28 protein-coding genes are annotated in these 25,746 nt (G+C 72.0%); 19 read left to right on the top strand and 9 right to left on the bottom strand.

Features of this window, described 5'->3' with window-relative positions; genetic code table 11:
- Positions 1-168 precede the first annotated feature (168 nt).
- Both LN652_RS10675 and LN652_RS10670 read left to right on the top strand, forming a co-directional pair.
- Positions 169-372 (top strand): cold-shock protein, encoded by a 204-nt coding sequence (locus tag LN652_RS10675; protein ID WP_045548871.1) that lies wholly within the window; start codon positions 169-171, stop codon positions 370-372.
- Positions 373-564: 192 nt separating this feature from the next.
- The gene (locus tag LN652_RS10670) at positions 565-729 is read left to right on the top strand and encodes a hypothetical protein (RefSeq protein WP_230444640.1); all 165 of its coding nucleotides are present in this window, start codon (positions 565-567) and stop codon (positions 727-729) included.
- A 17-nt stretch (positions 730-746) separates the two neighbouring features.
- Here LN652_RS10670 and LN652_RS10665 read toward each other — a convergent pair whose 3' ends face one another.
- Positions 747-1,793, bottom strand: a complete 1,047-nt coding sequence (locus LN652_RS10665) for a hypothetical protein (protein ID WP_230444639.1) — start codon at positions 1,791-1,793, stop codon at positions 747-749.
- 44 nt (positions 1,794-1,837) lie between these two features.
- Here LN652_RS10665 and LN652_RS10660 point away from each other — a divergent pair, with 44 nt between their 5' ends.
- The 6 genes from LN652_RS10660 to LN652_RS10635 all read left to right on the top strand — a co-directional run bounded on the left by LN652_RS10660 (position 1,838) and on the right by LN652_RS10635 (position 8,521).
- Positions 1,838-2,695: an NUDIX hydrolase gene (locus tag LN652_RS10660; protein WP_230444638.1), complete on the top strand. Its 858-nt coding sequence runs from the start codon at positions 1,838-1,840 to the stop codon at positions 2,693-2,695.
- 202 nt (positions 2,696-2,897) lie between these two features.
- A complete protein-coding gene (pstS, locus tag LN652_RS10655; RefSeq protein ID WP_230444637.1) occupies positions 2,898-4,022 on the top strand; it encodes a phosphate ABC transporter substrate-binding protein PstS in 1,125 nt (374 codons plus the stop codon).
- 105 nt (positions 4,023-4,127) lie between these two features.
- A complete protein-coding gene (gene pstC, locus LN652_RS10650; protein ID WP_230444636.1) occupies positions 4,128-5,066 on the top strand; it encodes a phosphate ABC transporter permease subunit PstC in 939 nt (312 codons plus the stop codon).
- Positions 5,063-6,151, top strand: coding sequence for a phosphate ABC transporter permease PstA (pstA, locus tag LN652_RS10645; RefSeq protein ID WP_230444635.1), 1,089 nt, complete (start codon positions 5,063-5,065; stop codon positions 6,149-6,151). Before pstC ends, pstA begins: the two co-directional genes overlap by 4 nt.
- A 32-nt stretch (positions 6,152-6,183) precedes the next feature.
- Entirely contained in the window at positions 6,184-6,963 is a 780-nt protein-coding gene (pstB, locus tag LN652_RS10640) for a phosphate ABC transporter ATP-binding protein PstB (protein ID WP_230444634.1), read from the top strand.
- A gap of 469 nt (positions 6,964-7,432) precedes the next feature.
- On the top strand, positions 7,433-8,521 hold the full coding sequence (locus LN652_RS10635; RefSeq protein ID WP_230444633.1) for a hypothetical protein: 1,089 nt from the start codon (positions 7,433-7,435) through the stop codon (positions 8,519-8,521).
- A 157-nt stretch (positions 8,522-8,678) separates the two neighbouring features.
- Here the strand turns inward: LN652_RS10635 and LN652_RS10630 are convergent, their stop codons facing one another.
- The 4 genes from LN652_RS10630 to LN652_RS10615 form a co-directional block, all read right to left on the bottom strand.
- Entirely contained in the window at positions 8,679-9,674 is a 996-nt protein-coding gene (locus LN652_RS10630) for an inorganic phosphate transporter (protein WP_230444632.1), read from the bottom strand.
- Between the two features lie 49 nt (positions 9,675-9,723).
- On the bottom strand, positions 9,724-10,341 hold the full coding sequence (locus LN652_RS10625; RefSeq protein WP_230444631.1) for a DUF47 domain-containing protein: 618 nt from the start codon (positions 10,339-10,341) through the stop codon (positions 9,724-9,726).
- Positions 10,342-10,451: 110 nt separating this feature from the next.
- Entirely contained in the window at positions 10,452-12,629 is a 2,178-nt protein-coding gene (locus LN652_RS10620; RefSeq protein ID WP_230444630.1) for an RNA degradosome polyphosphate kinase, read from the bottom strand.
- A gap of 57 nt (positions 12,630-12,686) precedes the next feature.
- Positions 12,687-13,049 (bottom strand): DsrE family protein, encoded by a 363-nt coding sequence (locus tag LN652_RS10615; protein WP_230444629.1) that lies wholly within the window; start codon positions 13,047-13,049, stop codon positions 12,687-12,689.
- A gap of 23 nt (positions 13,050-13,072) precedes the next feature.
- On the opposite strand from LN652_RS10615, the gene LN652_RS10610 reads away from it, so the two are divergent.
- From LN652_RS10610 to ygfZ, 3 genes are read left to right on the top strand one after another with little or no spacing between them, the layout of a single operon-like run.
- Entirely contained in the window at positions 13,073-13,567 is a 495-nt protein-coding gene (locus LN652_RS10610; RefSeq protein WP_230444628.1) for an FABP family protein, read from the top strand.
- Positions 13,564-13,998 (top strand): Fur family transcriptional regulator, encoded by a 435-nt coding sequence (locus tag LN652_RS10605; protein ID WP_230444627.1) that lies wholly within the window; start codon positions 13,564-13,566, stop codon positions 13,996-13,998. The genes LN652_RS10610 and LN652_RS10605 overlap by 4 nt, the downstream gene beginning before the upstream one ends.
- A 10-nt stretch (positions 13,999-14,008) precedes the next feature.
- Complete coding sequence (gene ygfZ / locus LN652_RS10600) at positions 14,009-14,947, top strand: CAF17-like 4Fe-4S cluster assembly/insertion protein YgfZ (protein WP_230444626.1); 939 nt, start codon at positions 14,009-14,011, stop codon at positions 14,945-14,947.
- A 236-nt stretch (positions 14,948-15,183) separates the two neighbouring features.
- Here the strand turns inward: ygfZ and mshD are convergent, their stop codons facing one another.
- The 3 genes from mshD to LN652_RS10585 all read right to left on the bottom strand — a co-directional run bounded on the left by mshD (position 15,184) and on the right by LN652_RS10585 (position 17,878).
- Positions 15,184-15,993 (bottom strand): mycothiol synthase, encoded by an 810-nt coding sequence (gene mshD, locus LN652_RS10595; RefSeq protein ID WP_230444625.1) that lies wholly within the window; start codon positions 15,991-15,993, stop codon positions 15,184-15,186.
- A gap of 73 nt (positions 15,994-16,066) precedes the next feature.
- Positions 16,067-17,029, bottom strand: coding sequence for a hypothetical protein (locus LN652_RS10590; RefSeq protein WP_230444624.1), 963 nt, complete (start codon positions 17,027-17,029; stop codon positions 16,067-16,069).
- A 126-nt stretch (positions 17,030-17,155) separates the two neighbouring features.
- Entirely contained in the window at positions 17,156-17,878 is a 723-nt protein-coding gene (locus LN652_RS10585) for a winged helix-turn-helix transcriptional regulator (protein ID WP_230444623.1), read from the bottom strand.
- Positions 17,879-17,923: 45 nt separating this feature from the next.
- Here LN652_RS10585 and LN652_RS10580 point away from each other — a divergent pair, with 45 nt between their 5' ends.
- On the top strand, positions 17,924-18,220 hold the full coding sequence (locus LN652_RS10580) for a MoaD/ThiS family protein (RefSeq protein WP_230444622.1): 297 nt from the start codon (positions 17,924-17,926) through the stop codon (positions 18,218-18,220).
- A 315-nt stretch (positions 18,221-18,535) separates the two neighbouring features.
- Positions 18,536-20,626 carry a carboxypeptidase-like regulatory domain-containing protein gene (locus LN652_RS10575; protein ID WP_230444621.1) on the top strand — a complete coding sequence of 697 codons (2,091 nt, stop codon included), beginning with the start codon at positions 18,536-18,538 and terminating at the stop codon, positions 20,624-20,626.
- Between the two features lie 83 nt (positions 20,627-20,709).
- Here the strand turns inward: LN652_RS10575 and LN652_RS10570 are convergent, their stop codons facing one another.
- Positions 20,710-21,135: an Hsp20/alpha crystallin family protein gene (locus LN652_RS10570; RefSeq protein ID WP_230444620.1), complete on the bottom strand. Its 426-nt coding sequence runs from the start codon at positions 21,133-21,135 to the stop codon at positions 20,710-20,712.
- A 126-nt stretch (positions 21,136-21,261) separates the two neighbouring features.
- Here LN652_RS10570 and LN652_RS10565 point away from each other — a divergent pair, with 126 nt between their 5' ends.
- The 6 genes from LN652_RS10565 (at position 21,262) to LN652_RS10540 (ending at position 25,641) form a co-directional block, all read left to right on the top strand.
- Entirely contained in the window at positions 21,262-21,540 is a 279-nt protein-coding gene (locus LN652_RS10565) for a MerR family transcriptional regulator (protein ID WP_230444619.1), read from the top strand.
- 42 nt (positions 21,541-21,582) lie between these two features.
- Positions 21,583-22,086, top strand: a complete 504-nt coding sequence (locus LN652_RS10560) for a TlpA family protein disulfide reductase (RefSeq protein WP_230444618.1) — start codon at positions 21,583-21,585, stop codon at positions 22,084-22,086.
- A 256-nt stretch (positions 22,087-22,342) separates the two neighbouring features.
- A complete protein-coding gene (locus tag LN652_RS10555; RefSeq protein ID WP_230444617.1) occupies positions 22,343-22,816 on the top strand; it encodes a DUF4395 domain-containing protein in 474 nt (157 codons plus the stop codon).
- 52 nt (positions 22,817-22,868) lie between these two features.
- On the top strand, positions 22,869-23,717 hold the full coding sequence (locus LN652_RS10550; RefSeq protein WP_230444616.1) for a sulfurtransferase: 849 nt from the start codon (positions 22,869-22,871) through the stop codon (positions 23,715-23,717).
- Positions 23,717-24,022, top strand: coding sequence for a DUF1416 domain-containing protein (locus LN652_RS10545; RefSeq protein WP_230444615.1), 306 nt, complete (start codon positions 23,717-23,719; stop codon positions 24,020-24,022). The genes LN652_RS10550 and LN652_RS10545 overlap by 1 nt, the downstream gene beginning before the upstream one ends.
- A 149-nt stretch (positions 24,023-24,171) precedes the next feature.
- Positions 24,172-25,641, top strand: a complete 1,470-nt coding sequence (locus LN652_RS10540; protein WP_230444614.1) for a sensor histidine kinase — start codon at positions 24,172-24,174, stop codon at positions 25,639-25,641.
- Positions 25,642-25,746 lie beyond the last annotated feature (105 nt).

Genomic DNA, 25,746 nt, shown 5'->3' with positions numbered 1-25,746 from the left:
CGTGCAACAGGTGCAAGTTCCAGCAGGTCGACGCCCGCGGAGTTTGTGATCCAACGGCGTTTGAACTTCGGGCCCTGCCAGCTCGTGAGTCGCAAGCGGCGTGTCACCGCATCTGGTGCGGGTCGCCGAAGTGGCGGCTCACGCCCCGACAAAGGAGTAACGAGCATCATGGCTCAGGGCACCGTTAAGTGGTTCAACGCCGAGAAGGGTTTCGGCTTCATCGCGCAGGAGGACGGCGGCGACGACGTCTTCGTGCACTACTCGGCCATCCAGACCAACGGCTACAAGTCGCTGGACGAGAACCAGAAGGTCGAGTTCGACGTCACCCAGGGCCCGAAGGGCCCGCAGGCGGAGAACGTCCGCCCGCTCTGATCGGCTGAGCTGGAAGCACCTTCCAGATCTGCTCAAGAGTCCGGCCCCATTCCCTTCAGGGGGGTGGGGCCGGGCTTCATTTCGAGCCAAACTAGTGACTCGTTCGGGTCATTTCCTCCGGCCGCGCCGGTCAGGGAGACTTGTCCCGAACGCCTACAGTCGATCACGGGGCCGAGAGAAGAGGAGGGTGACGTGCACGATCAGTTCGACGTGACCCTCGAGGACGGTGACCTCCTCGGCGAGGTGGAGCTGACCACCACGCTGATCATCGCCGCGAGCGAGTCCGAGGACCACCTCTCCCAGGAGGAGATCGACCGCCTGCTCGGCGTCACGCCGCGGCGGCCGTCCGAGGACTGACCGCCCGCCGTCGCCCCTCAGCAGGTGGCGAACAGCACCGGCCCGCTGGTCAGGTCCGACAGCACGTACTGCCCCGCCACGGGTCGCAGGTCGAGCACGACGTCGCGCCCCTGCGCACCGGCCTGCTCGACGCTGAAGCGGTCGCCGAAGTCGCCGCCCTGACCCGGCGCGGGTCCGCTGGCGAGCAGCGCGCGTGCCTCCGCCTCGTCCGGCGCGTCGTCGGCGTCCTCCACCTGCAGCACCGCGCGTACGGCTCCGTCCGGCTGCAGCCCCATCGCGAAGCCGGTGAGCGGGTGCACGCCCCCGGCGGCCTCGACGAGCTGGTCGGCCTCGGCCTGCGCGTCGTCGTCGGCCTGCGCCATCGCCAGCTTCTCGCAGGCGTACGCGCCGTCGTAGGTCGCGGCCGCGAGCGGGTCGTCGAGCGCACCCGCGACGTCGGCGAGGTCGGAGGCGCCGTCGCGGTCGCCGCGGACCACGTCGAGCGCCTCCTCGAGGTAGGCCGCCTGGTCGGACGTCAGCACCAGCCCCTCGTCGGCCAGCAGCGCGACGTGCTGGAGCTCCGGGGTCAGCGAGCCGACGCCGGAGAGCACGTCCGGGCCGCCGACCCACACGCCGTCGTCCTCGTCGGGCTCGGTCCAGCCGAGGGAGCCGAGCCGGTCGGCGACGTCGTCGAGGTCGACGTCCTCGCCGACCCCGAGCACCTCGACGGCGCCGTCACCGGACTGGGCCAGCAGCTCCCACGACACGGTCGCGGGGGAGAAGCCCAGCTCCTCCTGCATGACGCCCGCCGAGGTGCCGAGCGCCGACATCGAGGACAGGTCGCGGGGGAAGGCCTCGGCCAGGAACGCGTCGACCTGCTCGGCGCTCGAGCCCGGGCCGACGTCGGCGCCGACCTCGCGGCGCACGGCCGCCCAGTCGGTCCACGACGCGCGGCTGGTGCCGTCCGGGGCCAGCTCGAGGGCCTGCTGGAGCGCCGTCCGGCGCTCGACCAGCCGCCACGCGGTGAGGCCCGCGACGACCACGACGAGGACACCCGCCACGGCCAGCACTGCGCGACGCGACACGGACGGGCTCCTCGGGGATCGACGACGGGTGTGAGACTACGTCCATGGAGCACCGCGACGTGCGCGCCGCAGGCGCCGTGGTCACGCGCAAGGGTGGCGAGGTCCTGCTCGTCCACCGCCCGAAGTACGACGACTGGTCGTTCCCCAAGGGCAAGCTCGACCCCGGGGAGCACGTCGTCAGCGCCGCGGTCCGCGAGGTCGCGGAGGAGACCGGGCTCGACGTGCGGCTCGGCCCGGCGCTGACCTCGCAGCGCTACCGGATCGCCGGCGGGCGGTGGAAGCGGGTCGACTACTGGACCGCCCGGGTCATCGGCAGCGACGACGTCGGCCGCTACCGGCCCAACGACGAGATCGACGCGGTCGAGTGGGTGCCGTGGGAGGCCGCCGCCGTCCGGCTGAGCTATCCGCACGACCGGGTCACGCTCGCCGAGGCGCGGCCGCTGCGGCGGCGTACGCGCGCGCTCGTGGTGCTGCGCCACGGCAAGGCCCGCGCCCGCAAGGGTTGGGGCAAGGACGACCGGCTGCGACCGCTGGTGCGGCTCGGCGAGGAGCAGGCGCAACGGCTCGTGCCGCTGCTCGCCGCCTTCGACGCGACCTCCGCGCACACCTCGTCCAGCACCCGCTGCGTCCAGACCGTCGCCCCCTGGGCCGACGTGACCGGCTGGCCGGTCAAGCACCACGACGAGCTCAGCGAGGAGGACGCCACCGTCGACGGCGTGGTCGACCTCGTCGAGGCGCTCCTCGCCGCCAAGGAGGGCACCGTGCTGTGCACCCACCGGCCGGTCCTGCCCACCGTCCTCGACGCGCTCGACGTGGAGGACGTCTCCCTCGACCCGGGCTCGATGCTCGTCGTCCACCACCGCAAGGGCCGGGTCGTGTCGGCCGAGCTGCACCACCCCTGAGACACCCGGGACGGCCGCGCGTCAAGAGCCCCGGGCCGAGTTCATGTGACCGCCGTCTCACGCTCGGGCGGCCGACGCCATCCGGCCCGGTCGAGTTCACCGGCCGTTCACCGACGGCGCCGCGGTCGTTCTCCTGCGCTCCCTACCTTCTGGACCGTCAGCACTCATCAGGCTTCACATCAGACTTCCAGGAGCACCCGAAGTGAACCGCACTTCCTTCCGCACCATCGTGGCCCCGAGCGTGGCCGTGCTCGCCCTGTCGATCTCCCTCTCCGCCTGCGGCGCCGGCAACGAGACCGACACCGCGTCGGGCTCCGACACCGGCTCCAGCGAGACCACGGGCCTCTCCGGTGACCTGAACGGCGCCGGCGCGTCGTCGCAGGAGAAGGCGCAGGGCGCCTGGGCCACCGGCTTCCAGGGCATGAACGACGGCAACGTGACCGTCAACTACGACCCGGTCGGCTCGGGTGACGGCCGGACCAACTTCATCAGCGGCGGCGTCAGCTTCGCCGGCTCCGACTCCTACCTCAACGACGACGAGGGCGAGCTCAGCGCCGCCAAGGAGCGCTGCAACGGCGAGGACCCGATCGAGGTCCCGGCCTACGTCTCCCCGATCGCGGTGGCGTTCAACCTCGAGGGCGTCGACGCGCTCAACCTCGACGCCGACACGATCGCCCAGATCTTCGACGGCAAGATCACGAAGTGGAACGACCCGGCGATCGCCGACCAGAACCCCGACGCCGACCTGCCCGACGAGGACATCACCCCCGTCCACCGCTCCGACGACTCGGGCACCACGAAGAACTTCACCGACTACCTCGGCAAGGCCAGCGACTCCTGGCCCTACGAGGCCGAGGACGCCTTCCCGGTCAAGGGCGGCGAGGCCGCCGAGGGCACCTCGGGCGTCATCTCCGCGATCTCCGGCGGCACCGGCACCATCGGCTACGCCGACGAGTCGCAGGTCGGCGACCTGTCGGTCGTCTCGGTCAAGGTCGGCGAGGAGTACGTCGCCCCGTCCGCCGAGGGCGCCGCGCTGGTCGTCGAGTCCTCCCCGGCCGCCGAGGGCCGCGCCGACGTCGACATGGCCGTCGACATCGACCGCGAGACCACCGAGGCGGGCGCGTACCCGGTCGTCCTGCTCAGCTACCTCATCGCCTGCCAGACCTACGAGGACCAGGCCGAGGCCGACCTGGTGAAGGGCTACCTGTCCTACATCGTCTCGGACGAGGGCCAGCAGGCCGCCGCCGAGGAGGCCGGCTCGGCGCCGCTCTCCAGCTCGGTGGCCGAGCGCGCCCAGGGCATCGTCGAGGGCATCTCGGCGGGCTGATCCATCCCCGGTCGGGGCCTCGCCCCGACCACGTGAGCCGCGTGCGGCGGGCCGGGAGACCGGCCCGCCGCACAGGCGCATGAACCGACTGAATGAGGTACCCCCGTGGCAACGATCGTTGCTGAGAGCACGGGCCGGGCCAAGCCCCGGCTCGGCGACAGGATCTTCTCCCGACTCGCCCTGGCCGCCGGCGTCGCCATCCTGGTGGCGCTCGCCGCCGTCTTCGTCTTCCTGTCGATCGAGGGCCTGCCCGGCGTCGCCAAGCCGGCCGAGTTCTACGGCAGCGCGACGAACTTCGCCGGCTACGTCGCGCCGTTGCTGTTCGGCACGGTGCTGGCCGCCGTGATCGCGCTCATCGTGGCCGTCCCGCTGGCGTGGGGCATCGCCCTCGTGATCAGCCACTACGCGCCGCGTGCGATCGCGACACCGATCGCGTACGTCATCGACCTGCTGGCCGCCGTGCCCTCGGTCGTCTTCGGACTGTGGGGCATCACGGTCCTCGCGCGCCAGCTGCAGCCGGGCTACGCCTGGCTCGACGACAACATGGGCTGGCTGCCGTTCTTCGCCGGCCCGGCGTCCGGGACCGGCCGCACCATCCTCACCGCGGGCCTGGTGCTGGCCATCATGATCCTGCCGATCATCACCGCGATCTCGCGCGAGGTGTTCTCCCAGACCCCGCGGCTGCACGAGGAGGCCGCGCTCGCGCTCGGCGCCACCCGCTGGGAGATGATCCGGATGGCCGTCTTCCCCTACGCCCGCTCCGGCATGATCTCCGCGGTCATGCTCGGCCTGGGTCGCGCGCTCGGTGAGACGATGGCCGTCGCGATGGTCCTGTCGGCCGGCGGCGGCATCTCGTTCAACCTGATCTCGAGCTCCAACCCGGCCTCGATCGCGTCCAACATCGCCTCCAACTACAAGGAGGGCACCCCCGGCAAGATCCAGGTGCTGATCGCGACCGGCCTGGTGCTGTTCCTGGTCACCTTCCTGGTGAACTTCGCGGCCCGCTGGGTCGTGACCCGCTCGGAGAGGAAGCTCAACGCATGAGTGTCACCACTCCCGTACGTCCCGCGCCCGCGTCGGTGTCCTTCACCGCCGCCCGGCTGCCGCGCATCGCGCCGCTGCTGAGCGTGGTCGTCGCGGCCGCGGCCGCCGGCCTCGTCGCGCTCCTCCTCGGCTGGGGCCTGGTCGCCTGGGTCGTGCTGTCCGGTGCGCTCCACGTCGTGCTGCTGCCGCTGTGGGCGCGGCTGGTCGAGGGCCGCCGCGGCGCCACGGACCGGCTGGTCAGCGGGCTGGTCTGGTCGGCCTGCGCCATCGCGATCGTCCCGCTGGTCTCGCTGCTGTGGACCGTCGTCGACCGCGGCCTGCCGCGGATCTCCTCGACCTTCCTGACCTTCTCGATGTACCGCACCGACCTCGACCAGGAGGTCGGGATCTACCACGCGCTGATGGGCACCCTGCTCATCACGCTGGGTGCGGCGATCATCTCGGTGCCGGTGGGCATCATGGCCGCGATCTACCTCATCGAGTACGGCAAGGGCACCCGGCTGGCCAGCTGGATCACCTTCCTCGTCGACGTGATGACCGGCATCCCCTCGATCGTGGCGGGCCTGTTCGCGTTCGCGCTGTTCATCCTGCTCTTCGGTCCGAGCTACCGGTCCGGCATCGGCGGCTCGGTGGCGCTGTCGCTGCTGATGATCCCGGTCGTGGTCCGCGCGACCGAGGAGATGCTGCGGCTCGTGCCGGCCGACCTGCGCGAGGCGTCGTACGCCCTCGGCGTGCCGAAGTGGCGCACGATCGTCAAGGTCGTGCTCCCCACCGCGCTCGGCGGCATCGTCACCGGCGTCACGCTCGCGATCGCCCGCGTCGTCGGCGAGACCGCGCCGCTGCTGCTGATCGCGGGCCTCACCACCCGCACCAACCTCAACCTGTTCGACGGTCGTATGACCACCCTCCCGGTGCTGATCTACACCCAGAACGCCAACCCCGGCATCGCCGAGACCCCGGGCGGCACCCCGCCGGGCGTCGAGGTCGCCTGGGGTGCTGCGCTGGTGCTGATCCTGATCGTGATGCTGCTCAACCTCGTGGCGCGCGTCATCGGCAGGATCTTCGCCCCCAAGACCGGCCACTGAGCCCGAACGACAGAACGAGAGAGACTCACCCCATGGCCAAGAGCATCACCGTCGACGACCTGGACATCTACTACGGCGACTTCCTCGCCGTCCAGGGCGTCTCCATGACCATCAAGGCGCGCTCGGTCACCGCCTTCATCGGTCCGTCCGGCTGCGGCAAGTCGACCTTCCTGCGCTCCCTCAACCGCATGCACGAGGTCATCCCCGGTGCGCGGGTCGAGGGCAAGGTGATGGTCGACGGCCAGTCGCTCTACGACGCCGCCGTCGACCCGGTCGCCGTACGCCGCCAGGTCGGCATGGTCTTCCAGCGCCCGAACCCGTTCCCGACGATGTCGATCTACGAGAACGTGCTCGCCGGCAACCGGCTCAACGCCAAGAAGATGAAGAAGGCGGAGGCCGACGACATCGTCGAGCGCTCGCTCAAGGGCGCCAACCTCTGGAACGAGGTCAAGGACCGGCTCTCCAAGCCCGGCATGGGCCTCTCCGGCGGCCAGCAGCAGCGCCTCTGCATCGCCCGCGCGATCGCCGTCGAGCCGCAGGTGCTGCTGATGGACGAGCCGTGCTCCGCGCTCGACCCGATCTCGACCTCCGCGATCGAGGACCTCATCCACGAGCTGAAGTCCGACTACACGATCGTCATCGTCACCCACAACATGCAGCAGGCGGCCCGCGTCTCCGACGAGACCGGCTTCTTCAACCTCAAGGCCGCCGGCCAGCCCGGCCACCTGGTCGAGTTCAACTCGACCCAGAAGATGTTCGCCAACCCCGACAACGAGGCCACCGAGGCCTACATCTCCGGCCGCTTCGGCTGACCCCCCCGCCCCCGCTTCGGCCTTGCCGGTTATCTGAGGACGTCCTGCAGCTGGAACGGGCACCTGGGGCTGCACCACGTCCTCAGATGACGCGGTGGCGGGGCCGGGTGCGAGGTTTCGTGGTGGGCTGGCGGGGGACCATCAGGTCGGTGGCCGGTGATGGGCGGCTCCGGGATCGGGGGTTCCTGGGGTCTCCCTTCTCCGGCCGCCGCCCATCTTGCCCCGCCCCGTCTTGCCCCGCCCGGTCTTGCCCCGCCCGCCCCGCCCGGCCCCCGCCCCCGCCCCCGCGCTTGGGGTATCTGAGGACGTCCTGCAGCTGGAACGGGCTCCGCGGACTGCACCACGTCCTCAGATGACTGGCCCGGGCGCAGGCTGCCCGCGACACGATCGGGGGCCGCGGCGGAAGGACGGGACGGGGGCCTGTGGAGGACGCCAGCGCGGACCGCCCGATGTCGGTGACGATGGCGGGATGGACCTGCGGGAGTGGACGGCCGGCGCCTGGCCCGCGCAGGGGATCGGCCCGCGCGAGGGCGTACGTCCGGGGGTGCGGTGGCCGTCGCACCGCGACGACAGCGGCCGGGACGGTCCCACCCGCTCGGCCGCCCAGTCCCCGGACTGGCGCCGCGCGGGCCACAACCTCTGGGTGCCGGCGGACGTCGACCCCACCGACCCGGATCAACGTGTCGTCGAGGCAGCCGCCCTGCTGCCCGGCCGAGGCGGCGTCACGGGGTGGGCGGGCCTGCGGTGGCTCGGCGGCTCGTGGTTCGAAGGTGTCGACGGACGCGGCAACCCGCTTCCGGTGCCGGTCGCGGTCGGCAGTGGCCATCGCCGCCGTCCGCACCCGTCGCTCGTCGTCTCGCAGGAGGTCCTCACCCCGGACACCGTCGTGCGCCACGAGGGCCTGCGGGTCACGGAGCCGCTGTGGAGCGTCGGCTACGAGATGCGCACGGCGCGGACCGACGAGGCAGCGGTCGTCGCCTTCGAGATGGCGGCCTACGACGACCTCGTGTCCGTCGACGAGCTCGCTGACTTCGTCGATTCGTCGCTCTGGCAGCGGTGGGGGGTCGAGCGGGTACGGCGAGTCCTGCCGCTGCTCGAGGAGAACTCCTGGTCCCCGATGGAGCCGGTCATGCGATTGGCGTGGACGCTCGAGGCCGGCTTTCCGCGCCCACTGGCCAACTGCCCGGTCTTCGACCTCGGCGGGCGGTTCATCGGGACGCCGGACCTGCTCGATCCGGCGGCCGGCGTGTTCGGTCTCTACGACGGTGGCCTGCACCTGCACGGGAAGGCTCGGCACGCCGACGTCGTCAAGGACGCGGCGTACCGGGCGCTGGGGCTCGAGGGCGTCGTCATGATGGCCGGCGACCTCGCGGACCGCGACCCGTTCGCGCTGCGGCTCCGGGACGCCTACGCGCGGGCCGGCCGCCGGCCGTCGGAGCACCGCCGGTGGTTGGGCGAGCCGCCACCGTGGTGGCTGTCGACGGCGACCGTGGCCGAGCGCCGCGCGCTCACGGTCTCCCAGCGCTCGCGCTACCTCACCTACCGGCCCGCGGCCTGACGTCGCGGCGCTGGCGTCGGCGTACGCGACCGGCGGCGTGCCGCGCGTGCTCCGGCCGGCGTCATCTGAGGACGTCCTGCAGCCGAAACAGGCCCCGAGGGCTGCAGGACGTCCTCAGATGACCTGCGTGGGGGGAGGGAGGGGGCGGGGCTTGGCCTCAGGGGAGGAAGAGGTGGGCGACCCAGTAGCAGATGGCGGCGGCGAGGCCGGCGGCCGGGAAGGTGAGCACCCAGGCGGTGAGGATCGACTTGGCCACGCCCCAGCGGACGGCGGAGAGCCGCTTGGTGGCGCCGACGCCCATGACCGCGGACGTGATGGTGTGGGTGGTCGAGATCGGCGCCTCGAAGACGTAGGCCGTCGAGTAGAGCACCGACGCCGCGACCGACTCGGCCGCGAAGCCGCGGGCCGGGTCGAGGTGGATGATGCGGCGCCCGAGGGTGCGCATGATGCGCCAGCCGCCGGACCAGGTGCCGAGCGAGATCGCCGTCGCCGCGGCGATGATGACCCACAGCGGCAGGCCGTCCGACTCGGCGACGTAGCCACCGGTGAGCAGCGCCAGGAAGATCACGCCCATCGTCTTCTGGGCGTCCTGCAGGCCGTGGCCGAGCGCCATCGCCGCGGCCGAGATCGTCTGCGCGACCTTGAAGCCGCGGTGCGCCTTGCTCGGGTTGGCGCGGCGGAAGATCCACATGATCGCGATCATCAGCGCGAAGCCGAGCGTGAAGGCGACGACGGGGGAGAGGAACATCGGGATGACGACCTTCTCCAGCACGACGGCCCAGTTCGCGCTCGCGCCGGCCGCGACGGCCGCGCCGACGAGACCGCCGATGAGCGCGTGCGAGGACGACGACGGGAGGCCGTAGTACCAGGTGATCATGTTCCAGGTGATGGCGCCGAGCAGGCCGCACATCACGATCACCAACCCGTGGCTGCCCGGCCCCGGGTCGATGGTGTCGGAGACCGTCTGCGCGACCTTCTGGCCGAGGAAGGCTCCGACGAAGTTCATGACCGCCGCCATGGCGAGGGCCACGCGCGGCTTGAGGGCGCCCGTCGAGACGGACGTCGCGATCGCGTTGGCGGCGTCGTGGAAGCCGTTGGTGTAGTCGAACACCAGGGCGACGACGACCACCGCGACGATGATGCCGATCTCCATCAGGCGTCCCTCCGGGCGCGCGCGTACGAGGTGGTGGCACTCATCGCGGTCAGGACTCCTTGACCGCGATCTGCTCCACGATGTTGGCGACCTTCTCGAACGCGTCGATCGCCCCCTCGAGGGACTCCACGATGTCCTTGAGCTTGAGGACCTCGAGCGCCTCGTACTCGCCGCCGAACAGGTTCGCCAGGATGCGCCGGTACGACTTGTCGCCGGTGTTCTCGAGGCGGTTGATCTCGATCCAGTACTCGTCGAGCGAGCCCATCGACTCCAGCGACGGCATCGCCGCGGAGGTGAGCTCGGCGCAGCGCTGCAGCACCTCGACCTGCTGGGTGGACTCGCTGGGCAGCGACGTGACCTCGTAGAGCAGGATCAGGTCCACCGCCTCGTCCATCATGTCCATGACGTCGTCGAGCGCCGAGGCGAGGGAGTAGATGTCCTCGCGGTCGAAGGGCGTGACGAACGTGCTGTTGACGCGGCGCACGATCGAGTGGGTCGTCTCGTCAGCGGCGTGCTCGGCCTCGCGCATGCGCTGGGCGATCTCGGCCCGCGGGGCACCCTCGGCGAGCATCTCGCTGAGCAGCTGGGCGCCGACGACGAGGTGACCGGCCGCCTCGCTGAAGAGGTCGTAGAACGAGCTGTCGACAGGGCGGAACTTCAAACGCACGGTGAACTCCGAACGGGGGGCGGATGAACCGGCATCATGCTAGGGGGTGATCCGCCGAGAGGCGCAACCGCGAGGCCCCGGACCGGACCGGGTGTGACCGTCGCCGCAGGTCAGCGGCGTCGGTGACGCTGCTGGGCGATGAGCTCGTCGTGCAGGTGGCGTACGCCGTGGTGCTGGTGCCACTCGCCGTCGGGGCCGAGCTCCCAGGCGGTGGTCTCCTCGTCGAGCGCGAGGTCGAGCAGGCTCGCGACGGACTCCACGACGTGGGTGTCGCGCAGCCGCACCAGCACCTCGACGCGCCGGTCGAGGTTGCGGTGCATCAGGTCGGCCGAGCCGATCCACACCGCCGGGTCGCCGTCGTTCTCGAACCAGAACACGCGGCTGTGCTCGAGGAACCGGCCGAGCACCGACCGCACCCGGATCGTCTCCGACAGCCCCGGGACCCCGGGGCGCAGCGCGCAGATGCCGCGGACGACCAGCTCGACCGGCACCCCGGCCTGCGAGGCCAGGTAGAGCGCGTCGATGACGGCCTCGTCGACCACCGAGTTGGCCTTCAGCCGGATCCGGGCGAGCCGGCCGGCCTGGTGGTGGGCGATCTCCTGGTGGATCTGCGCGATCAACCCGTCGCGCACGCTGTCGGGCGCGACGAGCAGGTGGTCGTAGGTGGTGTTGCGGCTGATGCCCGAGAGGTTGTTGAACAGCAGCGCCACGTCCTCGCCGATCTCCGGGTCGGAGGTCAGCAGGCCGAGGTCCTCGTAGAGCCGGGCCGTCTTGGGGTTGTAGTTGCCGGTGCCGAGGTGGACGTAGCGCTTGATGCCGTCGGGCTCGTCGCGCACCACCATCGAGAGCTTGCAGTGGGTCTTGAGGCCGACCAGGCCGTAGACGACGTGGCAGCCCGCGTGCTCGAGCTTGCGCGCCCAGCGGATGTTGGCCTGCTCGTCGAAGCGGGCCTTGATCTCGACGATCACCAGCACCTGCTTGCCGGCCTCCGCGGCGTCGATGAGCGCCTCGATGATCGGGCTGTCGCCGGAGGTGCGGTAGAGCGTCTGCTTGATCGCCAGCACGTGCGGGTCGGCGGCCGCCTGCTCGAGGAAGCGCTGCACGGAGGTGGCGAACGAGTCGTAGGGGTGGTGCAGCAGCACGTCGTGGCGCGCGACCGAGTCGAACACGTCGACCGGCGACGCCGACTCGACCTCGGCCAGGCTGCTGTGGGTGGTGGGGAGGAACGCGGCGTACTTGAGGTCGTCGCGCGGGAGGTCGGCGATCGAGTGCAGGCCGGTCAGGTCGAGCGGACCGGGCAGGGACACCACCTCGTCGCGGCCCACCCCGAGCTCGGAGACCAGCAGGTCGAGGACCTTCGGGTCGATCGACTCCTCGACCTCGAGTCGCACGGGCGGACCGAACCGGCGGCGCAGCAGCTCCTTCTCGAGCGCCTTGAGGAGGTTCTCGGCGTCGTCCTCCTCGACCTCGAGGTCCTCGTTGCGGGTGACGCGGAACGTGTGCGCGCCGAGCACCTCCATGCCGGGGAACAGCTTCTTGAGGTGCTCGCCGATGACGTCCTCGATCGGGACGAAGCGCTGGTTGCCCAGGCCCACGAAGCGGCCGAAGGTCGGCGGCACCTTGACCCGCGCGAAGTGCTCCGTGCCGGTCTTGGGGTGGCGCACGACGACGGCGAGGTTGAGCGAGAGGCCGGAGATGTAGGGGAAGGGGTGGGCCGGGTCGACGGCCAGCGGCGTGAGGACGGGGAAGATCCGGTCCTTGAACAGCTTCTTGCAGACCTTCTGCTCCTCGCGGTCGAGGTCGACCCAGCGGACGATCTCGATGCCCTGGGCGCCGAGCTCGGGCAGCAGGCCGGCGAGCGCGCGGGCGTGGCGCTCCATCAGCTCGCGGCAGGCGGTCCACAGCACCTCGAGCTGCTCGCGCGGCATCATCCCGCTCGCGGCGCGCTGGGCGACGCCGGCGGCGATGCGGCGCTTGAGGCCGGCCACGCGGACCATGAAGAACTCGTCGAGGTTGCTGGCGAAGATCGCCAGGAAGCGGGCCCGCTCGAGCAGCGGCAGCCCCTCGTCCTCGGCGAGCTCGAGTACCCGCTGGTTGAACCGCACCCACGAGATCTCGCGGTCGATGAACCGGTCCTCGAACTTCTCGACCGCGGCGATCTCCGCGGCGTCCGGCGCGTAGGGCGGCTCGACGTCGAAGGTGTCGGTCGGGTGGCCGAAGGGCTCCGTGACCGGGCCCTCGTCCACCGACGGTGAGACGGCGCTGGTCAGGGTGGCCGGGTCGTTCATGGACGAAGTCTGTCACCGCCCGGTGAACGGGAGGTGTCCTTCGTCTCGAAGGACGGGTCAGTAGACGAGCGCCTGCACGCCGTCGCCGAGGACCTGCTCGGCGAAGACCGCGGCCCCCGCGATGCGTACGCCCGCGCGCAGGTCGTCCTCGCCGACGTCGCGGCGCGCGGCGCACTGCGAGCAGACGGTGACCGAGCCGGAGTCGAGGACCACGGCCAGCAGCTGGTCGAGCGGGGTGGCGAGGCGCAGGTCGAACGCCTCCGCGCGCCCCGGGACGCCGAACCACGCGGCCTCGCCGGTCAGCCACAGCGACACCTCAGCGCCCGACGCGGCGGCGGCTGCCGCGACCGTGAACGCCTGGTTGCAGCGCTCGGCGTCCTCGACGCCGCAGGTGACCTTGACGACGAGTGAGCGAGCCATGCGGCCAACACTAGAGTGACCCCATGCCCTTCGAGCTGCCCGACAACCTGCACCCCAACTGCGGCCCCGTCGCGTGGCTGCTCGGCACCTGGCGCGGCAACGGCCACGGCGACTACCCGACCATCGAGAAGTTCCAGTTCGGCCAGGAGCTGATCTTCACCCACGACGGCCGCCCGTTCTTCCACTACATGTCGCGCTCCTGGATCGTCGACGAGGACGGCCAGCACGTCCGCGACGCCGCGATGGAGACCGGCTTCCTGCGCTGCCCCGAGCCCGGCAAGGTCGAGTTCCTGCTGTCGCACAACATCGGCTTCTCCGAGGTCTGGTACGGCGCGGCCGAGGGCGGCAAGCTCGAGATGCACACCGCCGGCGTCTCCTTCACCGAGACCGCCAAGGAGGTCACGGCCGGCTCGCGGATGTACGGCAACGTCGAGGGCGACCTGCTCTACGCCTACGACATGGCGGCCGTCGGCCAGGAGCTCCAGCCGCACACCTGGGCCCGGCTCCAGCGGGCATGACCGACGACCTCGCCGCGCGGCTGCGGGAGCAGGGACTGCGGCTCACCCCGCAGCGCCAGCTGATCCTGCGGGCGGTCGAGGAGCTCGCGCACGCGACGCCCGACGAGGTGCTCGCCCACGTCCGCAGCCAGGTCAGCTCGGTCAACGCCTCCACGGTCTACCGCACGCTCGAGGTCCTCGAGGAGCTCGGGCTGGTGCGCCACACCCACCTCAGCGACCGCGCCCCGACCTACCACTCCACGCGCGAGCACGAGCACGTCCACGCGGTCTGCCGCCGCTGCCGCGCGGTGACGTCGTACGACCCCGAGGTCGTGGCGCCGGTCGTCGAGCGGCTCGCGGGCGACGGGTTCACCGTCGACGTCGGCCACCTCGCGATCTTCGGCGTGTGCGGCGACTGCGCCCGCGCGGAGGAGTCGCGGGCCGCGACCTAGACTCGGAGGCATGGCCAGCCCCCTGATGTCCCTGCCCGGAGCGGTCGCCGGCGACGGCATCGACGCCCCCGTGGCCGCGCACTACGGCTCGTTCAACACCGAGCAGCGCACCCTGGCGCAGGGCGACGGCTTCGTCGACCTCTCGCACCGCGACGTCCTCCGGGTCGCCGGTCCCGAGCGGCTGTCGTGGCTGCACAACCTGACCACGCAGTACTTCGACGGCCTCGCTCCCGGCACCTGGGTGCAGGCGCTGGTGCTGAGCCCGCAGGGCCACGTCGAGCACGCCTTCGCCGGCGTCGACGACGGTGAGTCGTTCACCGCCCACACCGAGCCCGGCGCGGGCGCCGCGCTGGTCGAGTGGCTGGAGCGGATGAAGTTCATGACGCGGGTCGAGGTGTCGCTGGTCGACGACCTCGCCGTGATGTGGCGCCCGGGCGAGGGCGCGGGGCGGTACGACCTCGTGCCACGCGAGCGGCTCGAGGCGTACGCCGAGGCGGCCGGGCCCGCGTGCGGGCTCTGGGCCTTCGAGGCGCTGCGGATCGAGCGGGGCGAGCCCCGGTTCGGGATCGACACCGACCACCGCACGATCCCCAACGAGGTCGGCTGGATCGGCTCGGCCGTCCACCTCGACAAGGGCTGCTACCGCGGTCAGGAGACCGTCGCGCGCGTCCACACCCTCGGCCGGCCCCCGCGCCGGCTGGTGCTGCTCCACCTCGACGGCTCGGAGAACCGGCTCCCCGCCGCGGGGGCGGCGTTGACCCACGAGGGCCGCGAGGTCGGCTTCGTCGGCTCCAGCGCCCGCCACCACGAGCTCGGCCCGATCGCCCTCGGGCTCGTCAAGCGCAAGGTCCCCGTCGACGCCCCGCTCGCCGTCGACGCGATGCCCGCCGCCCAGGAGGTCGTCGTCGACCCGGAGGTCGGGCTGCACGTACGCCCCAGGCTCCGCTGACGACCGGCCCCGCCCGCCCCTCCCGCCGGCCCCTCCCGCCGGCTGACGCCCGGCTGAGCTCGCCGACGTGGGGTATCTATGGACGTTCTGGTGGGCCGGAGGCCGAGATCTCCCACCAGAACGTCCATAGATACCGAGAGGTGGCGGGAGGTCGGCCGGGGTGGCGGGAGGCCGGCCGGGGTGGCGGGAGGTCGGCCGGAGTGGCGGGAGGTCGGCCGGGTGGCGGGAGGAGCAGGTCAGGCGCGGCGGCGGTACTGCACGTGGGTGTCGGCGGCGGCGTGGGTGAAGCCGAGCCTTGAGTAGACCGCGACCGCGGGCGCGTTGTCGGCCTCGACGTAGAGCAGCACCTCGCCGACGCCGAGGCCGTGGAGGTGTTGCAGGCCGGCGAGGGTGAGCACCTTGCCCAGCCCGCGGCCCTGGGCCGCGGGGGAGACGCCGACGACGTAGACCTCCCCGAGCGACGCGTCGTGCTGCTTGGTCCAGTGGAAGCCGAGCACCCCGGACGCGTCCTCGGCGACGAGCAGCCCGGCCGGGTCGAACCACGGCTCGGCCATCCGGCGCGCGAGGTTGGCGAGGTCCATCGACCCCTGCTCGGGGTGGTGCGCGAACGCGGCCGCGTTGACCGCCACGACCGCCTCGGCGTCGGAGTCGTCGTACGCGCGCACGCGCACGCCATCGGGCACGACCAGCGGCGGCAGCTCGGCCGCCGCGTCGCGCCGCATCACCCACAGGTCGCGGACACGGTCCCACCCGTGGCGCTCGGCGAGCCGGGCCGCGGCGGGATGGTCCCCGTGCGACCACGCCGCCAGGTCGCCGTCGCGGGCCACCCGGGCGAGCAGGTCGGCGCCGACGCCGCGCCCGCGGTGGTCGGGGTGGACGGCGAGGCTCAGGTCACCGTCGTGGAGCAGCGCGAAGCCGTGGTCGCCGGCGACGAGGGTCGCGGTGCCGTCGGCCAGCGCCATGTGGGCCGCCTCGTCCAGCGGGTCGGTCCCGTCTGCCGCCGCGCAGGCCCGCGCGACCTCCTCCACCTGCTCGCGCTCTGCCATGGGGGCGAGACTAGCGAGACGGGCGCGTGAGCCCGCCGTGGACGGATGAGTGGGGAGGATCGCTCGCGGTATGTCACGACGGTCCTCCCCGCAGGTCGCAGGCGGGCGAGTCGCACGGGTGTGGCGTGCCGGCCCAGCCGCGCGCGTGGAAGATCTCGGCGAGCCGGGCCGCGGTCCGGCACGGGGTCGCGAAGACCTGCCGGTAGCGCAGCCGCGGCGTGGCGCTGCCCCGCGCGAGGTCGTCGAGGTCCCGGTCCGCGTCGTCGTCGCGGGCCTCGCTCCCGTCGTGGAGGCTCCCGTCGAGCTCGACCACGGTCCCGGCGAGGTCGACGTGGCCGGCGTCGCGGTACTCCCGGCCTCGCGGGCCGCCCACCGGCACCTGCTGCGAGGTTGGCTCGGGCATGCCGTGCGGACGCAGCACACGGGCGAGGTAGCCGTGCTCCAGCACGCTGTGCGTGCCGCGGTCGAGGTCGGCGAGCAGGTCGGTCAGCAGGTCCCGACGCCGCAGCCGCCCGCGCCGCTCGATCTCCACCCCGAGCCGGGTCGCGACCGTACGCCTGGCACCCACCACCGTGGCGAGCGCGGAGATCGCCGCCAGGTCGTCGGGCGCCCGGTGCGCGACCTCCACCGCCGCGACCTCGAGCCGGACGCGCGGCGGGGACACGTGCCACTGCACGAGGCCGTCGAGCCCGCGCACCCGGTGCACCTGGACGCCGTTCACCGGAGCGACGCGGCGCGACCAGTCGATCGCGACGTGGATCGGCCCCGGGGGCGGGGGATCCTTGCCGGGCCGGTGCAGCGCGGAGCCGAGGTGGAGCGCCGAGCGACCGGAGTGGAGCACCGCCGCCCAGGACCGCTCCTCCCACGTGGGCCGGCCGGTGTGGGTGAGGTAGGTGCCGGGGTGGAGCAGGACGAGGTCGCGGCGCCGCAGCAGCGTGTCGATGCCGGTCTGGGTGACCCCCGCGGTGAGCAGCTGGCGGCGGCTGACGACGCCTCGCTGGGTGGCGAGCAGGTCGGAGACGGCATCGAGGCGCACGGCACGGCATACGTCTGCCCGCCGGGGTGGGTGCCGAAGCGGGGCTCACCCCGCCTGTGGACGGATCAGTGGGGACGATCGCTCGCGGTATGTCACGGGGATCCTCCCCGCTGAGCGCCCGACGGCTCAGCCGGCGCTGGTGCGCGCGCCGGACTCCTCGGAGTCCTTCTCGCGGGTGGGGACGACGAACCGGTAGCCGACGTTGCGGACCGTGCCGATGTGGTGCTCGTGCTCCGGGCCGAGCTTGGCGCGCAGCCGCCGGACGTGGACGTCGACGGTGCGGGTGCCGCCGAAGTAGTCGTAGCCCCAGACCTCCTGCAGCAGCTGCTCGCGGCTGAAGACCCGCCCCGGGTGCTGGGCGAGGTACTTCAGGAGCTCGAACTCCTTGTAGGTCAGGTCGAGCGGACGCCCGCTGATCCGGGCGGTGTAGGTGGCGTCGTCGACGACGACCTCGCCGCGGTGGATGACGTGGGCCGCGGGGTCGTCGGGCGCGGCGGCGGTCGTACGCCCGATGGCGAGGCGGATGCGCGCGTCGAGCTCGGCGGGGCCGCAGGTGTGGAGCACCACGTCGTCCATGCCCCAGTCGTGGGCGACGACGGCGAGACCGCCCTCGGTGACGACGAGCAGGACCGGGGCGTCGGCGCCCGTCGTGCGGATCAGTCGGCACAGGTCGCGCGCGGCGGCGAGGTCCTGGCGTCCGTCGACCAGCACCAGGTCGGCGTCGGGTGCGTCGAGCAGGGCGCTGCCCTGCGCGGGGAGGATCTTGACGCTGTGCGCGAGCAGCGCCAGGCCCGGCAGCACCTCGGCGGACGGCTGCAGGGCACCCGTGAGGAGCAGCAGTGTGCTCATGGCGGTGGCCTCCTCGTCTCCCGGGGACAAGGCAGGATATCCCGCATGGGCACCGACATCGGGCGTGAACAGGGACGTGAGACGGTCACGGTGCGCTACTGGGCGGGCGCCCGCGCAGCCGCCGGGACCGCCGAGGACACCTTCGACGTGCCGCCCGGGACGACCCTCGCCGGGCTCGTCGCGCTGGTCCTCGAGCGTCACCCCGACGACCGGATGGCCCGCACCGTGGGGGTCTGCTCGGTGCTGCTGGGCGAGCAGCCGGTGGGGTCGAGGGACCCCGCGACCGTCGTCGTCCCGGGCGGCTCGGTGGTCGAGCTGCTGCCGCCGTTCGCCGGCGGCTGACCGGCGCCGCCTGCAGAGGCGGAAGGAAATTCTCACCCCCCGGGTGTTTGCGGATCGGGCCCGATGGGCCATGATGCACCCGTTCGGAGTCCCATGGCTCCGCACGGGGGACGAGCTTCGCTGACGACGCGCACGGGCACGTGCGCGCTCTCAGGCTCGCGCGGCCTCATGGAAGACATTCGAATACAGGGGGAACCAAGCATGCTTGCTGGGTCTGGTGGGGCGCGCACGCGCCTCCTTTCCACCGTGGCGGCGGGTGCGCTCGCCACGGCAGCACTGACGGCGGGGACGGCACTGCCGGCCCACGCCGCTCCGGTGGGGGTCACCACGACCGTCACCGACTCGGCCGGCAACCCGGTCGAGGGCTACGTCACGGCCTACCTCGGCCAGAGCGACGGCAGCTACTTCGCGATCGACGGCCAGTACCTCGCCGACGGCCGGATGAACCTCCCGCTCGAGCCCGGCACCTACAAGTTCGAGTTCGAGAGCGCCGACGGCACCCTGGCCACGGAGTTCTACACCGACAAGGCCGACCTCGCGTCCGCCGACCCGGTCGCCGTGACCGGCCCGACCGCCCTCGCGCCCGTCGCCCTCGCCGCCGCCCCGAGCGCCACCGGTCGCGTCGTCAACGCGTCCGGTCGCCCCGTGCGCGGCGGCTCGGTGAGCCTGCACGCCGGCGGCAGCTTCGTCTCGTCGGCGCGCATCGAGCGCGACGGCACCTTCAAGATCGGCGCCCCGATCGCCGGCTCCTACAAGCTGCAGGTCCGCCCCGCCGGCTACGCCGACGAGTGGTACACCGACAAGACCACCGAGGAGACCGCCGACGCGATCACCCTCGGCGCGGCCCCGCTCGCCCTCGGCGACATCGGCGTCGTGCGCGGCGGCGTGCTGACCGGCCGCCTCACCAACACCGACGGCACCCCGCTCGAGCGGGTCGAGGTCACCGCGTACTCCGACGACTTCGGCGCCTACACCGACTACACCGACGCCAGCGGCGTGTTCCGCATCGACGGCGCCGCGGAGGGCATCTACAAGGTCCAGTTCGACGACCCGATCGGCCAGTTCCTGGGCGAGTGGTTCGCCGACAAGCCCGACCGTGCCACCGCCACCGAGCTGGTCCTCAACGGCGGCGCGACCGTCGCCGGGATCGACGCGGCCCTCGCCAACGACCCGTCGTTCGCCATCGACCCGGCGACGATCGACCTCAGCGGCACCATCACCGACTCGTCCGGTGCGCCGGCCATCGGCGTGAGCGTGTCCGCCTGGAACACCCCGCTGAAGGCCGGCGAGGAGCAGCGCTACGACACCGTGCTCACCAACCGCGCCGGCCAGTACGCCTTCACCGACCTCGACCCGGCCAGCACCGGCTCCTCGGAGAACGAGTTCAAGATCGGCGTCTCCGACGAGCTCCCGCGCGAGGAGGGCCAGTACGACCGCCTCACCCGCTGGTACGGCGGTGCGCAGTCCTACGACGCCGCCGCGAAGGCGCCGGTCCCGGCCGCGGGCGTCAACGTGGTCCTGCCGCTCGCCGGCGGCATCTCCGGCACCGTCTCCACGAAGTCGACGGTCTCGACCGACGGCGTCGCGGTGCAGGTCGTCGACGCCAAGGACGGCCTCGTCTCCGCCGGCAGCTTCGCCTACGCCGAGGTCGACGACGACGGCACCTACGCCCTCACTTCGCTGAAGCCGGGCACCTACAAGGTGCTCTTCGTCGACGGCGGCGGCTCGTCGGGCCCGTTCTTCGGCCCGGAGTGGTACGACAACACGAACTACGCCACCGCGAAGACCATCACGGTGACCAGCGGCAAGTCCGCGACCGGCATCGACGCCGACCTCGAGGAGGGCATGCGTGCCCTGCGCTCGCCCGAGATCAAGGGCAACCCCTTCCTCGGCGGCAAGATCCGCGCGGTCCCGGGCGTCTGGACGCTCGACAGCGACACGACCTACGACTACGCGTGGCTCGTCGACGGCGAGGTCGTCGGCCAGAACCGCACGCTGAAGGTCTCCAAGAAGTACAAGGGTGACCGGATCACCCTCCAGGTGACCGCGAGCAACGGCGGCGTCACGGGCATCGCGACGACCACCACCCAGAAGATCGCCAAGAAGCCGAAGGTCAAGATCTCGGTCAACGGCTCGACCGCGACCGTCAAGGTCTCGGACAAGAAGGTGAAGGCCAAGAAGTTCAAGGGCACGGTCGTCGTGCAGAAGATCGTGCGCACCGACGAGTTCGGCGCGCCGGTCTACAAGAAGGTCGGCAAGGCCAAGATCGTCAACGGCCAGGCCCGCCTCACGGTGAAGAAGCTCGTCAAGGGCAAGAACAAGCTGGTCTTCTCCATCGACCTCAAGGGCAAGAAGTACGGCGACGCGGAGATCGCGAAGACCGTCAAGGTGAAGAAGAAGGGCTGACGCCCTCCAGCAGCACGGCACCACACGACAGCGGGGCCCCGGGATCACTCCCGGGGCCCCGCTCCGCGTCTGCGGCCGGGTGCTCAGGCCCCGATCGCGGTCGGCGCCTCCGCGTCGGTGCGGACCTCGATCCGGCGCGGCTTGGCCTTCTCCGCGACCGGGACGACCAGGCGCAGGACGCCGTCGCGGTAGGACGCGTCGATGTGCTCGAGGTCGAGGTTGTCGCCCAGCACGAGCTGGCGGCTGAAGGCTCCGCGCGGGCGCTCGCTGGCGAGCATCTGCCAGTCGCCGTTGCCGGCGACGCGCTCGGCCCGGATGGTCAGGACGTTGCGCTCGACGTCGAGGTCGACCGACTCGGGGCTCACGCCCGGGAGGTCGAACTCGAGGACGAACCGGTCACCCTCGCGCCAGGCGTCCATCGGCATCGCGACGGGCCGGTTGGTGGTGCCCATGAGCTGCTGGGTGAGGCGGTCGAGCTCGCGGAACGGGTCGGCGTTGCGGATCAACATGGTGGCTTCCTCCTCTGCGGTCGTCGGGAGTGTCCCGATATCTGTAACAACGGATACAGGTTTCTTATAGTCCACGGATCAGGCAGGATCAAGCCCCAGCAGGCAGGTGACGAGGGGAGGGTGGCGATGGCGCGCGACGTCGGGGTGTTCGCGATCTCGGTGGCGGCCGAGATGACGTCCCTGCAGGTGCAGAACCTGCGCGTCTACGAGCGTCGTGGCCTGCTCGACCCGGCCCGCACCCCGGGCGGCTCGCGGCTCTACAGCCCCGACGACATCGACCGGCTGCACCGGATCCGCGACCTGCTGGCGGCCGGGCTCAACCTGGCCGGCATCGCCGCGGTCCTCGCGCTCGAGGAGGAGAACGCGCTGCTGCGCGCCCGGCTCGAGCGGCACGAGCGGCGCTAGGGGACCGGGAACACCCCGCGCGCACGCGGCGTTGAGGCCCGCATGAGCACCGGAGCCTGGATCGCCGTCGCGGCCGTCGCGCTCGCCCTCGGGTTCGGACTGTGGCGGGCGGCGACCGACGGACGCTTCACCGGCACCCGGGCGGTGCGTACGCCGTCCGCGACCGGAGCGGCCCCCGCGGAGGTCGCCGGGGTCGAGGTGTCCGCCGAGGTGTCCGCCGAGGTGTCCGCCGAGGTGCCCGCCGGCGCCGAGCTGGTCGCGACCGTCGGTGCGGCGCTGGGCGAGCGGGCCACCCTGCTCCAGTTCTCCAGCGCGTTCTGCGCGCCGTGCCGCGCGACGCGTCGCGTCCTCGACGAGGTCACCGGTCTGGTCGACGGCGTGGCCCACGTCGAGGTCGACGCCGAGCATCACCTCGACGCGACCCGTGCCTTCGGCATCCTCCGCACGCCCACCACGGTGGTCCTCGACGCCGACGGCCGCGAGGTCACCCGCGCGTCCGGCGCGCCCACCCGCGACCAGGTGCTGACCGCCCTCGCGCAGGTCTGATCTCAGGATCTGGATGCATGGACCACATCGTGAGATACGCCGAGGGCGACACCGCCGCGCGGCCTAGAGTCGTCGGCATGTCCTCGACCATGCTCACCCGTCGCCGCGCAGTGGACCACTGCCGCGTGCGCTCGGCGCTGTGTCGAATGTCCTGACGGGCCGCCCCCACAGGTGCTTCAAGTCTACTGACTTTGTGGACTAACCTGCCGGGTGAGCCCGTGCCGTCATGGCCCGACCACCCGTCCGCAGGAGAGACATGTCCAGCACCACTGCCCCGAGCGCCGGCGTCACCACGCCGCCGCGCGACGCGATCGACCCGCGCGGCCCGCAGCTGGCGGCCGCGCTGACCGCGGTCGTCCTGGCCGCCGTCCTGCTGCTCCCGGCCCCGTGGTCGACCGCGCTCCTGGCCGTGCAGGCCGGGCTCTTCGCCCTCGGCGCCGCCCGCGGCGTGCAGCACACCCCGCACGCCTGGCTGTTCCGCACGGTCGTCCGCCCGCGCCTGGGGCCGCCGACGGAGTGGGAGGCGCCCGAGCCGCCCCGCTTCGCGCAGGGCGTCGGGCTGGCCTTCTCGCTGGTCGGGCTGGTCGCCCTGCTCGCCGGCGCGACGGTCGTCGGCCAGGTCGCGGTCGGGTTCGCCCTGGCCGCAGCCCTGCTCAACGCGGTCTTCGCCTTCTGCCTCGGCTGCGAGATGTACCTGCTGATCCGCCGCTTCACCCACCGGGTCTCGTGACAGGCGCAGAGCGCCTTCCTCGACCAACCAATCCACAAGGAGCACACCACCCATGAGCCGCGAGAACTCGCTCGTCACCGCCCAGTGGGTCGAGGACAACCTCGACACCGACGGCATCGTCCTCGTCGAGGTCGACGAGGACACCACCGCCTACGACAAGGGCCACATCCGGGGAGCGATCAAGCTCGACTGGACCACCGACCTCCAGGACCAGGTCCGCCGCGACTTCGTCAACAAGGAGCAGTTCGAGGCGCTGCTGTCCGAGCGGGGCGTGTCCAACGACGACACGGTCGTGCTCTACGGCGGCAACAACAACTGGTTCGCCGCCTACGCGTACTGGTACTTCAAGCTCTACGGCCACCAGGACGTGAAGCTCCTCGACGGAGGCCGCAAGAAGTGGGAGCTCGACTCCCGCGAGCTCACCGACGAGAAGACCGAGCGCGCCACGACGTCGTACACCGCGACCGAGCAGGACTCCTCGATCCGCGCCTTCCGCGACGAGGTCGTCGCCGCGATCGGCACCCAGAACCTCGTCGACGTGCGCAGCCCCGACGAGTACGCCGGTCGCCTCCTCGCCCCGGCCCACCTCCCGCAGGAGCAGGCCCAGCGCGCCGGCCACATCCCGACCGCCGCGAGCGTGCCGTGGAGCAAGGCGGCCAACGACGACGGCACCTTCAAGTCCGACGACGAGCTCAAGGCGATCTACACCGAGGCCGGCGTCGACTGGGACAAGGACACCATCGCCTACTGCCGCATCGGCGAGCGCTCCTCGCACACCTGGTTCGTGCTCAAGGAGCTCCTCGGCCAGGACAACGTGAAGAACTACGACGGCTCGTGGACCGAGTACGGCTCCCTCGTGGGCGTCCCGGTCGCGCTCGGCGACGAGAAGGGCGAGGCCTGATGTGCGGCGCGACTGAGGGCGGTCTCTCGCTCGACGGGGTCAACGTGGCCAAGGAGGCCGTGATCCAGGGCCAGGTGCTGCGCGGCGGCGCCGAGCCGGTGGCCAACGCCTACGTCCGCCTGCTCGACCGTAGCGGCGAGTTCACCGCCGAGGTCCCGACCTCGGCGACCGGGCACTTCCGCTTCTTCGCCGGCGACGGCGAGTGGACCCTGCGCACGCTCGCCCCCAAGTCCGAGCCGGTCGACACCCGCGTCGTCGCGGCCGTGGGCTCGGTGGCCGAGGTGCAGGTGCTCGTCGGCGCCTGACCCGTCACAGCCGCTGCAGGTGGCCGGTCCCGGCTCGGGGCCGGCCACCTGTGCCGTGGAGGCAGTTCGCCCGGAGCGCCACCACGCCGCGCCGTCGCGGGCTACGGTGTCGCAGCACGCCCGACCGGGCGCGGATCGGGGGGACACAGGTGGCGGAGCTGACGCCGGAGGACCGCGAGCTCTGGCGCCTGACGATGCAGCACTCGCCGGTGGGCATGGCGCTGCTGTCGCCCGAGGGTCGCTACCTGCGGGTCAACCCGTCGCTGTGCGCGATGCTGGGCTACACCGAGGAGGAGCTGACCCGGCTCAGCTTCCACCACATCACGCACCCCGACGACCTGCTCGACGGCGTGCAGCTGCACCAGGAGCTGCTCGGCGACGACGGCGCCCAGCGCACCCGCAAGCGCTACCTGCGCCCGGACGGCAGCGAGCTGCTGGTCGACCTGTCGATCGTGCTCCAGCGCGACGCGTGCGGCGCCCCGCAGCACTTCATCACCCAGGTCGTGGACCTCACCGAGAAGCACGACGTCGAGGTGCGGCTCGGGCAGGCCGAGCGGCAGGTCATCGACGAGCAGCTGCGCACCCGCGCGATCCTCGACACCGACGTCGTGGGGCTCGCGCTGATCGACCTCGAGGGTCGGTTCCAGGCGGTCAACGCCACCCAGCGGGGGTTCTTCGACCTCGCCTTCCCCGACGGGCACACCGGCCGGGTGGGCAGCCCCGGTCACATCTACGACGCCGACCAGGCCGCCCTGATCCCGGTGGACGACATCCCCTCCACCCGCGCCGCCCGCGGCGAGGAGCTCGACAACGTGCTGTGCTGGGCCGGCCCCGACCCCGAGACCCGCCGTGCGCTGGTGATCTCGGCGCGCAACGTGCCCGACAGCGAGGGCAACCGGGCGGGGTCGGCGATGGTGTTCCACGACGTCACCCCGATGATGCGGGCGATCCGTGCCAAGGACGAGTTCGTCCAGTCGGTCTCCCACGAGCTGCGCACCCCGCTGACCTCCGCGCTCGGGCACCTCGAGCTGCTCGAGCAGTCGGGCGACCTGCCCCCGGAGTGCCGCCACCACGTCGACGCGGCCTTCCGCAACGTGCTGCGCCTGTCGCACCTCGTCGCCGACGTGCTCTACGCGAGCCGGGCGATGTCCGGGTCGCCGCTGGTCGACCCCCACCCGGTCGACCTCGCGCACCTGGTCGGTGACGCGGTCGCCGGGATCGCCCCGGAAGCGGCGGCCACGGAGGTCGAGGTGCTCACCGACCTGCCCGGCCACCTCGACGTCGTCGCCGACGGGCTGACCGTCCGCCAGGCCCTCGACAACGTGCTGTCCAACGCGGTCACCTACAGCCCCGGCGGCCGGGTCGAGGTGCGCCTGGAGGAGACCGACGCCGAGGTCGTGGTCACCGTCGCGGACACGGGCGAGGGCATCGACGCCGCCGACCTGCCGCACGTCTTCGACCGCTTCCACCGCGGCGCCAACGCCCGTCGCCGCCACCTGCCGGGCGCCGGTCTCGGGCTCAGCATCGCCCGCACGGTCCTCGAGGCGCACGGCGGGACGGCGAGCGCGACCAGCGCCCCCGGCTGCGGGACGACCGTGCGGCTGACCCTCCCGCGCTGACTCCGGCGGCCGCGCGCGCCCGGCAGCTGGTTCGTACATTTTCCCCGTACTTTTGCTCAGCCCTCGCCAGAAGTCGGTCCCGTTCCCTACGGTGACAACCGGGGC

The organism is Nocardioides okcheonensis, assembly GCF_020991065.1.
GTDB classification, from domain to species: Bacteria; Actinomycetota; Actinomycetes; order Propionibacteriales; family Nocardioidaceae; genus Nocardioides; species Nocardioides okcheonensis.
Note: the sequence above shows the minus strand (reverse complement) of the source record. Positions and strands in the feature narration are given on the sequence as shown.